Annotated in this window: 10 protein-coding genes; 2 read left to right on the top strand and 8 right to left on the bottom strand. The window is 66.0% G+C overall.

Annotated elements, in window-relative coordinates; genetic code table 11:
- Positions 1-161 precede the first annotated feature (161 nt).
- From P3H15_RS05230 to P3H15_RS05265, 8 genes are all read right to left on the bottom strand, one after another.
- Positions 162-1,904, bottom strand: coding sequence for an NAD(P)/FAD-dependent oxidoreductase (locus P3H15_RS05230; RefSeq protein ID WP_276136262.1), 1,743 nt, complete (start codon positions 1,902-1,904; stop codon positions 162-164).
- Positions 1,905-1,934: 30 nt separating this feature from the next.
- Positions 1,935-2,996, bottom strand: a complete 1,062-nt coding sequence (locus P3H15_RS05235) for an SDR family oxidoreductase (RefSeq protein ID WP_276136263.1) — start codon at positions 2,994-2,996, stop codon at positions 1,935-1,937.
- Entirely contained in the window at positions 2,993-4,495 is a 1,503-nt protein-coding gene (locus P3H15_RS05240) for an NAD-dependent succinate-semialdehyde dehydrogenase (protein WP_276136264.1), read from the bottom strand. Before P3H15_RS05240 ends, P3H15_RS05235 begins: the two co-directional genes overlap by 4 nt.
- Positions 4,496-4,514: 19 nt before the next feature.
- Positions 4,515-5,534, bottom strand: coding sequence for an ABC transporter permease (locus P3H15_RS05245; RefSeq protein ID WP_276136265.1), 1,020 nt, complete (start codon positions 5,532-5,534; stop codon positions 4,515-4,517).
- Positions 5,531-7,066: a sugar ABC transporter ATP-binding protein gene (locus tag P3H15_RS05250; protein WP_276136266.1), complete on the bottom strand. Its 1,536-nt coding sequence runs from the start codon at positions 7,064-7,066 to the stop codon at positions 5,531-5,533. Before P3H15_RS05250 ends, P3H15_RS05245 begins: the two co-directional genes overlap by 4 nt.
- A gap of 3 nt (positions 7,067-7,069) precedes the next feature.
- A complete protein-coding gene (locus tag P3H15_RS05255) occupies positions 7,070-8,038 on the bottom strand; it encodes a substrate-binding domain-containing protein (protein ID WP_276136267.1) in 969 nt (322 codons plus the stop codon).
- 31 nt (positions 8,039-8,069) lie between these two features.
- Positions 8,070-8,858 carry an SDR family NAD(P)-dependent oxidoreductase gene (locus tag P3H15_RS05260; RefSeq protein WP_276136268.1) on the bottom strand — a complete coding sequence of 263 codons (789 nt, stop codon included), beginning with the start codon at positions 8,856-8,858 and terminating at the stop codon, positions 8,070-8,072.
- Between the two features lie 121 nt (positions 8,859-8,979).
- Entirely contained in the window at positions 8,980-9,771 is a 792-nt protein-coding gene (locus tag P3H15_RS05265; RefSeq protein WP_276136269.1) for an IclR family transcriptional regulator, read from the bottom strand.
- 91 nt (positions 9,772-9,862) lie between these two features.
- On the opposite strand from P3H15_RS05265, the gene P3H15_RS05270 reads away from it, so the two are divergent.
- Together P3H15_RS05270 and P3H15_RS05275 are read left to right on the top strand one after the other, a co-directional pair.
- Complete coding sequence (locus P3H15_RS05270) at positions 9,863-10,726, top strand: transketolase (RefSeq protein WP_276136270.1); 864 nt, start codon at positions 9,863-9,865, stop codon at positions 10,724-10,726.
- The gene (locus P3H15_RS05275) at positions 10,723-11,712 is read left to right on the top strand and encodes a transketolase family protein (RefSeq protein WP_276136271.1); all 990 of its coding nucleotides are present in this window, start codon (positions 10,723-10,725) and stop codon (positions 11,710-11,712) included. The genes P3H15_RS05270 and P3H15_RS05275 overlap by 4 nt, the downstream gene beginning before the upstream one ends.
- The last annotated feature ends 9 nt before the right edge of the window (positions 11,713-11,721 follow it).

Raw genomic sequence — 11,721 nt, forward strand, 5'->3', positions numbered from 1 at the left:
GCGTGTCCAGGGTAGGACCACGAACCGTGCGGCCGAGGGGATATCCGCGAACTCGACATCTCGAAGGCACCGGCGCTGTCGGGGAGAGTCCGCTGAGCCCGAGCAGGCGCATCGGACCTCCCCGTCGTCGGCGCACCGATGTCGCACCCGGCCGGTCGGATTCAGTCGTTGTCGAGTTCGGTGCGAATCTGCATGGCCAGGACCTTGGAGTAGATCCGGCAGAGCTGGAAGTTGCCGGAGGAGAACCACAGTCCGCGTTGTGCCGTCCGCCTCCACGTGTTGCGGACCTCGCCCTCGTCGTCGTATCCCCAGATGGGGCCGACCGCGTCGGCGATCTCGTCGCCGAGCAGGGCGCGTACACCCTCCTGCTGGGTCTGGTATCCGGTCGCAAGGATGACGGCGTCGGCCTCGACGACGTCACCATTGGTCAAACTCAAACCGTCGGGGACGAACCCAGCCGTGTCGGCGTACTGGACCAGCCCGACCTGCCCGGAGATCAGCAGATCCGAACAGCCGACGTTGAGGTAGTAGCCGCCGCCGCGGCGCATGAACTTCATCTGCTGGCCGGTGTCCTCTTCGCCGTAGTCGGTTCGGAAACCGATGCGATTGAGGGCGGCGATGAGGTCCTTGTCGAGTTCCTTCATCGTTGCGGTGATCATCTGGCTGCCGGTGTAGAGGTCGGGATAGACCGTCGCCATCGAGAGGAGGTCGCAGTCCTCGAGGGTCGGTGCGGTCAGGTACGACGCATCGGCCGCCGCGGCCGAGGGGTCCACGCTCACAATGGTGGTCGAGCTGCGCTGCACCATCGTCACATCGATACCGTGAGCATGCAGGTCCTGGGCGACATCGTGGGCGCTGTTCCCGGTTCCGATGATGACGACTCGCTGACCCGCGAAGTCGTTCGCGTCGTCGTATTCGCTCGAGTGCAGTGTGCGACCGGTGAACTGAGAAAGTCCGGGGAGCTCCGGAACGTACGGGATGCCGCTGACACCGGTCGCGATCACGACGTGCTTGGGGCGCAGGGTGCGAACGGTGCCGTCGCCGCGGCGAACCCGCGCAACCCAGGACTGCGACTGTTCGTCGTAGTCTCCGCCGATGAAGGCGGTGGTACCCCAGAAGTTGATTTCCATGGCCTCGACGTACGCCTCGAACCATCCGGCGAGCTTGTCCTTGGGAACGAACTGCGGCCAGGTTGCGGGGAAAGGCATGTACGGAAGGTCGTTGAGCCACACCGCGTTGTGCAAGGTGAGGGCGTGGTATCGGGTGCGCCAGTTGTCGCCGGGCCGCGCATGGGTGTCCACGACGAGGGCGTCGACGTCGAGCTGCCCGAGCCGGGCTGCGAGGGTCAGTCCCGACTGGCCACCGCCGACGATCAGCACGTCGGGGTCGCGGTTCTCGTAGGCTTGCGCGGCGACACGGCGGTCCAGCCAGTTGGGGCCACCGAACTTCGACGAGTCCGCCTGCCCCACGGGCCGGTGCTCACCGGTGCGTTCGGGGTGGTCGGTGAGCTGGTCGAGGGTTGTGAACAGCGAGCGCACGAGCAGACCGTGTTCTGGCACGTCGACCAGCCGCGCGACCCCGACGGCGGACCCGGCGAGGGTGTCGAATTCGAAGATGACCTCCAGGCAGGGGATACCCGCCCGCTCCACGAGACGGGGAGGCGTCCGCTCTTCGGCGATGCGGATGTTCGTTGCCTTCGTGAGCTCCTGGCGGCGGAGCACCTCCGCGGGAATCTCGTCGCTGAACGTGCGCAGATCCCCGGTGAACGCGAGTACGTCGCGCCAGTAGGCCTGCGGGGCGAAGACAGCGGTGGGTGAAAGTTCGGCGGCGAGGAACCGGGAGAATCCGTCGATCCACGCCTGGGCGTCGGTTCGAAGATCGGTGTCACTGAAAGTGGTGGTCATGATGCAGTCCTGTCGAGAAGTGTAAAGGGATTACGGAATCAGGCGAAGCGCCCGGAGCTGCTCGAGGTTGGCGACGAAGCTCTCATGGGTGTCGATGCACCCGGTGAAGCCGGCCCGGCGGATCTTGATCGTGCTCTGCACCATGTCGGACTCCATCGCGAACCATCCGTCGACGAACGGCCAGGCAGCCACCGCGGACAGCGGTAGCGGGCGTAGCTGGTGCCGGCTGACGACGTCGTCCCACAGTGCGGATTTGTCCGCCATCTGCTCGGCCAGCGTCATCGGCTGCATCGGTGCGACGTCCATGCCGAAGAAGCCGGCGATGTCCGACCACAGATGCTCCCAGCGGAAGTTGTCACCGTTGGTGACGTTGAAGATCTCTCCGCGTGCCGTCTCGGCCTCGAGCGCCCAGTGCACCGAAGCGCCCACGACGGCGCTGTCCGTCGCCTGGTGCAGCGCCGTCCAAGCCTTCGGGGTGCCGGGGAAGCGCAGTGGCAGACCTTGGTGCCGGCACAGGGTCGCGTAGACGCCGACACCGGTCAGCATGTTCATCGGTGATCCGATGCTCACACCCAGCACTGCATCCGGTCGGAGGACAGTCCAGGTGTACCCGTGCTGCTGGGCGTCGGCGAAGAGCAGGTCCTCCTGGTCGTTGTAGAAGATGGGTCCGAGGTGGCGGGGGTCGGTCTCCTTGGCGGGAGTCTTGTAGAAGCCGAGGTGCTCGCCGTACGACTTTCCACCGCCGATCAGAACGACGTGCCGAAGTGTGGAGGATGACCCTCCGACCGCCGCGAGCACGTGCCGAAGCATTGCAAGGTTCGGTGCCACGGTGGCCGCCATCGACTCACGTTCGGTGTACGCGGTGTAGACGATCGTGTCGATGTCGGAACGCCCGGCGAACGCAGCCGAGGTGGCCGCGCCGTCGAGGAGATCGACCTGGATGTGGTCGGTGACTGCCGCCCCGCCCGGCAACTCGACCGGGCCGCGGCGCGCCACCGTGACCACGTCCCTGCCCTCGTCGGTCAGCGTGCGTACCACCGCGCTGCCGATCACCCCGTGGGCGCCGACGACCAGAGTCTTTCCGCCGCTCATGCGATGCCTCCGGTGCTCGTGGGTGCGGTGCCCGCGCCCAATGCGATGTACTTCGTCTCCAGGTATTCGGCGAGGCCTTCCGGGCCGCCTTCCCGCCCGTAGCCGGAGTGTTTGACGCCGCCGAAGGGCGCCGCGGGGTTCGACACCGTTCCCTGGTTGACGGCGACCATTCCGCTGTCGAGTTGTTCGGCGACGCGGATCGCGCGGTCCAGGTCGCGGGTGAACACGTAGGAGGCGAGACCGTATCGGCTCGAGTTCGCGGATTCGAGGACCGCGGCTTCGTCGTCGAAGGAGATGATGGGCGCGACCGGCCCGAAGATCTCGTCCTGGATGAGGAGCGCGTCGCCGGGCACATCGGTGAGGACGGTGGGCGCGAAGAAGCAGCCCGGACGGTCGAGGGCGTGCCCGCCCGTCACAACGCGTGCGCCCTTGGCGACGGCGTCGTCGACGAGCCTCTGTACTTGGCGTCGCTGCTTGTCGTCGATCAGCGGGCCGATGTCGGTGCCAGGGTCCATGCCGGGGCCGATGGTCAACGCGGAGAAGCGCTCGGCGAGTTCGGCAGCGAACTCGCCGGCGATCGAGGAATGGACGTACAGGCGGTTGGCGCTGGTGCAGGCTTCTCCGTTGTTACGCAGTTTCGCCTGTATCGCGGCGTCCACTGCCGAGCCGACGTCCGCGTCGTCGAAGACGATGAACGGGGCGTTGCCACCGAGTTCGAGCGACACGCGCAGCAACTGGTCGGCCGACTGCCGCACGAGTGACTGTCCTACCTCGGTCGAGCCGGTGAACGAGATCTTCCGCAGGCGTGGATCATTCATTGCCGCGGCCACGATTCGGTTCGAATCGGTGCTGGGCACGATGTTGACCACGCCGGCGGGAACACCGGCCTCTTCGAGGATCGACGCTGTCGCCAGCATGCTCAGCGGAGTCTGTTTCGCGGGTTTGACGATGCAGGTGCAGCCCGCTGCCAGCGCGGGGCCGATCTTGCGGGTGCCCATCGCCAGAGGGAAGTTCCACGGTGTGACGAACAGGCACGGACCGACGGGCTGGGCCATCGTGACGATACGGCCGACTCCCGATTCGGTGACGGTATAGCGGCCGCCGATGCGCACGGCTTCCTCGGAGTACCAGCGGAGGTATTCGGCTGCGTACGTTACCTCGGCCTGCGCCTGGGCGTAGGGTTTGCCCATCTCGAGGGTGGTCAGGGTGGCGAGGTAGTCGGATCGCTCGAGCATGAGCGTGTAGGCGCGGCGCAGGATGTCCGAGCGCACCCGGGGTGCGGTGCGTGCCCAGTCTCGTTGGGCGGCCGCGGCGGCGTCGACAGCGGCAGCCATGTCCGCGAGCCCGCCGTCGGCGATTTCGGCGATCACGTCGCCGGTTGCGGGATTCTCCACCGCGATGGTCTGTCCCGTGCCGGGTGATACCCACCGGCCTCCGATGAACAGTTCGGTGGGCACCTTTGCCAGTGCGGCATCGGGATTCATGGTTTCGTAGGTCATGGTTTCCTTTGATCGTGTGTCAAGCATGCTGCGTCCCCGAGGACTTGATGCGCAGCCGGTCCAGCGCCACCGCGAGCACGATGACCGCGCCCTGGATGATCTGCTGGTAGAACGTCGAGACGTCGAGCAGCGTCATACCGTTGACGAGAACCCCGATGATCGCCGCACCCACCAAGGTGCCGATCAACGATCCTCGCCCACCCATCAGTGACGTCCCGCCGAGGACCACGGCAGCGATCGCGGACAATTCGTATCCGGCGCCGAGGTCCGGTACTGCGCTCTGCAGACGGGCCGACGCGATGATTCCGCCCACGGCCGCGCAGATGCCGGAGATCACGTACACGGTGGTGAGCACTCGCCGGACCGGGATGCCGGCCAGCCGGGCGGCTTCGGCGTTGCCGCCGACTGCGCGAACCCAGCGTCCGAAGACGGTGCGATTGAGCAGATACCACCCGCCCGCGAAGACTGCGGCCATGACGAGCACCGGAATCGGCACTCCGAGAAGGGAGCCGTGGCCGAGGACGGCGTAGCCGAGGTCCGTCGAGAACAGGGTCTTGCCGTCGGTACCGACGTAGGTCACTCCGCGGAGATACGTCAGCGCGGCGAGGGTGACGATGAAAGACGCCAACCCGAGCCCCGCGACCAGTACACCGTTGATCAATCCGATGACCAGGCCGGCGGCCAGCGCACCGAGCAGGGCGATCGGGGTCGGAGCGCCGTTGATGGAGAGGGCGACGGCCACGAACGCGGTCACGCCCACCGCCGACCCGACGGACAGGTCGATGCCGCCGGTCATGATGACGAAGGTCAGTCCCGCACCGAGTATGGCGGTCACGGAGATCTGCCGGGCAACGTCGAAAAGGTTGTCCACCGACAGGAAATACGGTGCGACCGCCGAGAACACGGCGATCAGCACGATGAGTGCGAGCGCCACGCCGAGCCGGTCGGCGAGTGCGGTGACGTGGTGCCGGATGCCGTTCGTTCGCGGGGACCGGTGCGGCGCCGTCGGCAGGGTGGGGGAGGGAATTTGGGTGGTCATGAGATTACCTCGGTGAGCGATGAAGGGGCAGTCACGCTTCCGGTTGCGTGCCGGATGATGCCTTCCTCGGTCATGGAGTCGCCGGAGACCTCGGCGACGATCGCGCCTTCGCGCATGACGAGGATCCGATCGGAGAGTCCGATGACCTCCGGAAGCTCGGAGGAGATCAACAGTATTGCAACCCCTTTCGACGCGACCTCGTTGATGAGTGCGTAGATGTCGGCCTTGGCTCCGATGTCGACGCCGCGGGTGGGTTCGTCGAGGATGAGTACCGACGGTTGCTTGGCCAGACAGCGCGCGAGCAGGACCTTCTGCTGATTGCCGCCGGAGAGATCCCCGACGCGCTGGTCGACGCCGGTGGTCTTGACGCGCATCTGCTCGGTGTATCGAGTGGCCGCACGTGTCAATGCGGACGGCGAGGTCCGGCCGAAGCGGTGGCGTCCGAATGCTGTACCGAGGCAGACATTGTCGGCGATCGACATGTCGAGAAACAGGCCTTGTTCCTTGCGGCTCTCCGGGAGCATCACGATCCCGGCCGCCGCGGTCGAGCGGAGGTTGCCGAGGTCTACGTGGCGGGCGTCGACCTCGACGCGGCCGGCCGCGGCTTTGTCGAAGCCGGCCACCAGACGGCACAGTTCGCTTCGGCCGGCGCCGACGATGCCGGCCAATCCGACGACCTCGCCCGCGCGTACCTCGATGGAGCAGGGTTGCACTCTGTCGGAGGAGAGGCCGCTGACCTGGAGTCGGACGTCGGTGCGTGCCGCGGCTCGCCGGTGCTGGTACATCGCCTCGACCGGTCTGCCCACCATCGACGTGACGATCCGGTCCGGGGTCATGTCCGCTCGGGCCATCGAGTCGGCGACGACGCCGTCGCGGAGGACGGTGACGTGATCGGCGATGCGGTCGATTTCCGCCATCCGGTGACTGATGTACAGCATGGCCAGACCGCGCGACTTGAGTTCGGCAACGAGGCGGAGCAGATTGTCGGCCTCGTCCTGCGAGAGTGCGGCAGTCGGCTCGTCCAAGACGAGGATCCGAGGCTGTTCGGACAGGGCGCGGGCGATCTCCACCAACTGTTGCTGACCTGTACTGAGTTCGGCCACATAGGTTTCGGGACGGATAGTCGATCCCACCCGGGCCAGTGCCGCGACCGCGAGTCGGCGGGCGGCACCGCGGTCCAATCGGCCCAGGCGCCGCCGTGGCTCCCGGCCGAGCACCATGTTCTCTGCGACGGTGAGTTCGGGAACCACGCTGAGCTCTTGATGGATGACCGTGAGTCCGTGTGCGCGTGCGTCGCCCGGGCCGGTGAAGTGCGCTGGGGCGCCGGCGAGGTGGATCGTTCCCGAGTCCGGCTGGTGGATACCGGTCAGCACCTTGATCAGGGTCGATTTGCCTGCCCCGTTCTCACCGGCGAGGACGGAGACCGATCCGGAATGCAAGGACAATGACACTCCACGCAGAACAGAATTGCCGTGGAAGGACTTCGTGATGCCTTCGAGACGCGCTGCGGGGACCTTCGTGAGCGTACCCATGGTTCATCCCCAGGTCTTGTAGGCAGTGATGGTGTCAGCGGTGACGAGGACGGTGGGAATCAATGTCGTTGCGCTGTCGACCTTCTCGCCGTCGGCGAGACGAACGGCGATGTCGAGTCCGGAGCGGCCGAGCTGGGCGGGGTCCTGCCCCGAGGTGGCGATGATGGAACTCTTGCCGAGTAGGTCGGTCAGTTGTTTCGCGCCGTCCACTCCGACGACCTTCACGTCGGTGCCCTTCTGTTGTGCAGCGAGGGAGATTCCGATCGCGGTGGGATCATTGACGCCGAAGAAGCCGTCCACGTCGGGGTTCGCGGTGAGGATGGTGCTCGCGACGTTCATGGCCTTGTCGCGGGTGAGGTCTGCGCGCTGGGTGGCGACGACCTCGATGCCCGGGTGTGCGTCGAACGCTTCCCGGCATCCCTGCATACGGTCCGCGATCGCAGATACCGCGGCCCCGTCGACGATGGCCACCTTGCCGGATCCGCCGAGTTGCTCGACGAGATACGTGCACGCTTCGCGGCCGGCCTGGACGTTGTCGCTGGTCACGGTCGCGTCGGCACCGATCGCCGTGACATCGACGGCGACGACGGGGATGTTCGCCTGCGTCGCTCGGAGCAATGCGGGACCGATGCCGTCGGAATCGACGGCGTCGACGATGATCGAGTCCACCTTCTGCCGGATGAACGTATCGATCTGGTCGCTTTGCACGGCGACGTCGGCATTGGCGTACTGGACGGACACTTCCACGCGCTTCTCGGCGGCGGCCGCTTCGATCTCCTGGCCTTCCGCGAGGAAGAAGGGGTTCGACGCCGCATTGAGGGTGACGCCGATCGTGGTCTTGCCGTCGTCTCCGGCACCTGCGCCGGACGTGCACGCTGTCATGGTGCCGGCCGCTATCACCGCGGTACCCAGTGCAGCAGCGATCTTCGACGCCGTTTTCGCACGTGGACAGGTTTTATCGAGAACTGACATCAGGCTGTTCCTTCTTGCTGGTCTGGATCGGTCAGACGACGGGCGTGACGCCGCCGTCGATGCAGAAATTCGCCCCCGACACGAAACTTGCGCGGGTGGACGCGAGATAGACGACGATTCCCGCCACCTCGTCCACGGTCCCCAATCGTCCCACCGGGATCTTGTTCAGTTCAACGTATTTGGCGAGCGCAGTCTCTTTGTCGACGCCGAATTCGGCGGCCAGGGAATCAGCGATACCGCCGGGCCGGTCATAGATAGGAGATCGGATGAACGCCGGCGACACGACGTTCGATCGGATGCCTTCGGAGGTGAACTCCGCGGCGAGGACTTTCGAGAGCATCAGAATCGCAGCTTTGGACACGCTGTAGTCGGGCAGCCGGGGATTGGGCATCCGGGCCGCTTCCGATGCGATATGGACGAGGGCGCCGTCGCCGTGCCGGCGCATCGCCGTGATCGCCGCACGGGACGCCCGGACGTAGCCCATCAGATTGAGGTCCAGCGTGAGGGCCCAGTCCTCGTCGGACGTCGTCAGGAAGCTGTCGCGCACCGGCGCTACGCCGGCGTTGTTGACCAGGACGTCGACGCGCCCGAACTGGTCGAGCGCGAAGTCGATCATCGTCTGGGCGCCGGACGGATCGAGAAGGTCGACCGTCGTCAGGCGTAGGTGCTCGGAATCGTGGGGCAGGTCCGAGGTGGTGACGTCGAGATCGGCGCCGACCACCTCGGCCCCCGCTGCGAGCATGTGTCGAACACAGGCCCCGCCGATGCCGCCCCCTGCACCGGTGATCACGACCACGCGGTCGTGAAGCTCGCCGCTCATGTCCTTGCCTCCCTGCTGGTGAGTCGTACCACGGACTATGGTGCTCACCACTGTCTCACTTCACGGACGACATGTCTAGTGGGCGAGACAAAGTATGCAAGGAGGGGGCAGCGGCGGGGTGTTACCCGAAGTTCGCGACCTTCTGGCCGGCGAGGTCTACGCCGAGGGCGCGAGAGATCTCCTGTCCGCCGCTGATCACCTCCGCCTTCCACCGGTCGCCGTCGACCCCGAGGATGGATTCGCGGACGCCGCTGATCGAGAGTGCCGCCCGGACCCGGCCCTGGTAGTCGATGATCGGGACGCCGATCGCCGCCACGCCGACCGTCACGTCCTGGTCGCTGATCGCGATCCCCTCGTCGCGGGTGCGCCGCAGGAGTGCCCGTAATTCGGACGGCTCGGCGGGGGTGGAGGGGGTCAGTCGGGTCAGTGGGGTGTTGCGGGCGATGTATGCCTCCCACTCGCTTTCGTCCCGGAAGGCCAGGATGGCGCGGGAGGCGGCACCGGTATGCATCGGCAGGGACCCTCCCAGCCGCAGGGCCAGCGACTGCACGCGTTTGCCGTCGAGGCGTTCGATGCACACTGCCTGATCACCGCGGGGAACGCAGAGAAACACCGTCTCGCCGGTGAGCGCATGGAGTCTTTCCATGACCGGCTGCGCAAACCGGCGCTCGTCGAACCGTTCGACCACCGCCGAACCGAGTGACACCAGCTTGAACCCGAGGCGGAACTTGCCGCGTCGCGATCCCGCCTCCACGAGGTCTTCCTCTTGCAGACTCGCCAGTAGCCGATACATCGAACTGCGCGGCTCGTGTATCGCTTCCGCGATTTCGGTGGCGGTTGCCTCCCCCTTGGTCAGAAAGTCGAGTACTTCCGCGACCTTGCGTACCAACATCAAACTTCCGTCATTTGCCATGCGTCCAGATTATCGCTCAGTGGACAAACAGTCCATCAAATAGTCTTATTACTCTATGGACACGACGTCCGATGGTTGGTACTTTTCGTCCATGCTGACACCAACCCCACCGGTCACCGACCACGACGACGAACTCGTCGACCTGATCTCCGAACGCGCGCTGTTCGCCCGTCTCGAAACCGTCCGCCTCATCTCCATCGCCAAGACCGGCCACTACGCGTCCGGCTTCTCCTGCGCCGAGATCCTCGCCACCTTGTACTACGGCGTCATGCGGCTTCGGAAAGGCGAGCCCGATTGGCCCGACCGAGACCGTTTCCTGTTCGGCAAGGGCCACGCCGCGGCCACGCTCTACCCGCTCCTGGCGGATTGGGGATTCTTCGACCCCGCCGAACTCGACGAGTACACCCGCCTCGGCAACGCGTTCGGCGACCACCCCGACATGACCCGCATCCCCGGCATCGATTTCAGCAGCGGATCGCTCGGGCATGCCCTGTCGACCGGCACCGGTATCGCTCTCGGCACCCGCCTGCAGGGCCGCCCCTCCAACGTCTTCGTTCTCCTCGGAGACGGCGAACTGCACGAAGGGCAGATCTGGGAAGCCGCGCTCGGTGCGGCCCACCACGACGTTGCGAACCTGATCGCGATCGTCGATCGCAACGACCACTCTCTCGACGGCCGCATCGACACCGTGACGAACATCGAGCCGCTCGGCGACAAATGGCGCGCGTTCGGATGGGACGCGCACGAGGTCGACGGACACGACGTCCGCGCACTGCTCGCGACCTTCCGCTCGATCGTCGAAGACCCCGAACGGACACGTCCGGCGGTGATCATCGCGAACACCGTCAAGGGCAAGGGCATCTCCTACATGGAGTCCGAATTCGGCTGGCATCTCGGCTGGCTGGCAGAACAAGACGAAATCAACGCGATCGAAGAACTGAGGAACAACCGATGAGCGTCGCACCCGGCCTGCAGGCCGAGTCCTGGCACCTGCTTACCCTGATCGAACGGGCGCCCGGCTTCCACATACTCGCCGACACCTTGGCCGATCTGGTGGACGAGGGCCATCCCATCGTCGCCGGTACCGCCGATCTCAAGTATTCGAACGGACTGGTCGCGTTCCAGGAGCGGCACCCCGACCGTTATGTCCAGTTCGGCATCTCCGAACAGCACATGGTCTCCACCGCAGCAGGACTCGCCACTACGGGGCTCCAGCCGTACGTTGCGACCTTCGCGTCGTTCATGGCCTACCTGGCCTGCGAGCAGATCCGCACCGACATCGCGTACACCAAGCAGCCGGTCCGGCTCATCGGCCACCACGCCGGTATCACGCTCGGGTTCTACGGCACCTCGCACCACGCCACCGAGGATCTCGCCATCACCCGCAGCATCCCGGGGCTCACGGTCATCGCACCCGCTGACACCGCTCAGCTCGGGGCCGCGCTCCGCGCCGCCGTCGATCATCCCGCACCGATCTACTTCCGGATCGGCCGAGGTCAGGACCCGGACGTCTACGCCGACGGCGTTCACCCCTTCACGATCGGCACCGCCATCGAACACGGTGCCGGCACCGACCTGACGATCATCGCCACGGGGTCGATGGTGCATCCCACTCTCGAGGCCGCGCAGGCTCTGAACGCAGGCGGGATCTCCACGGGAGTCGTCGACATGCACACCATCAAGCCCCTCGACGCCGATGCCGTCGCCCGCGCCGCGCAGCGGTCCCGCATCGTTCTGACCGTGGAGGAACACAATGTCATCGGCGGTCTCGGGGGCGCGGTCGCGGAGGTCGTCGCCGAACACGGGTACGGCACTCGCGTCGTCCGGCACGGTGTCAAGGACGAATACGCGCTGATCGGACCGCCGACCCACCTGTACCGGCACTACAAGCTCGACGCCGCCGGAATCGAGCAGGTTGCGCGAGCCGCTGTAGGGGCGTAAGCCCGCGCC

It is taken from the genome of Rhodococcus sp. T2V (genome assembly GCF_029269925.1).
GTDB lineage: Bacteria > Actinomycetota > Actinomycetes > Mycobacteriales > Mycobacteriaceae > Rhodococcus_F > Rhodococcus_F koreensis.

Excerpts from the sequence above, each read along its gene's own strand:
- P3H15_RS05260 (WP_276136268.1), bottom strand. The coding sequence starts at position 8,858 with ATGAGCGGCGAGCTTCACGACCGCGTGGTCGTGATCACCGGTGCAGGG.
- P3H15_RS05230 (WP_276136262.1), bottom strand. The coding sequence starts at position 1,904 with ATGACCACCACTTTCAGTGACACCGATCTTCGAACCGACGCCCAGGCG.
- P3H15_RS05240 (WP_276136264.1), bottom strand. The coding sequence starts at position 4,495 with ATGACCTACGAAACCATGAATCCCGATGCCGCACTGGCAAAGGTGCCC.
- P3H15_RS05275 (WP_276136271.1), top strand. The coding sequence starts at position 10,723 with ATGAGCGTCGCACCCGGCCTGCAGGCCGAGTCCTGGCACCTGCTTACC.
- P3H15_RS05235 (WP_276136263.1), bottom strand. The coding sequence starts at position 2,996 with ATGAGCGGCGGAAAGACTCTGGTCGTCGGCGCCCACGGGGTGATCGGC.
- P3H15_RS05270 (WP_276136270.1), top strand. The coding sequence starts at position 9,863 with ATGCTGACACCAACCCCACCGGTCACCGACCACGACGACGAACTCGTC.
- P3H15_RS05265 (WP_276136269.1), bottom strand. The coding sequence starts at position 9,771 with ATGGCAAATGACGGAAGTTTGATGTTGGTACGCAAGGTCGCGGAAGTA.
- P3H15_RS05245 (WP_276136265.1), bottom strand. The coding sequence starts at position 5,534 with ATGACCACCCAAATTCCCTCCCCCACCCTGCCGACGGCGCCGCACCGG.
- P3H15_RS05255 (WP_276136267.1), bottom strand. The coding sequence starts at position 8,038 with ATGTCAGTTCTCGATAAAACCTGTCCACGTGCGAAAACGGCGTCGAAG.
- P3H15_RS05250 (WP_276136266.1), bottom strand. The coding sequence starts at position 7,066 with ATGGGTACGCTCACGAAGGTCCCCGCAGCGCGTCTCGAAGGCATCACG.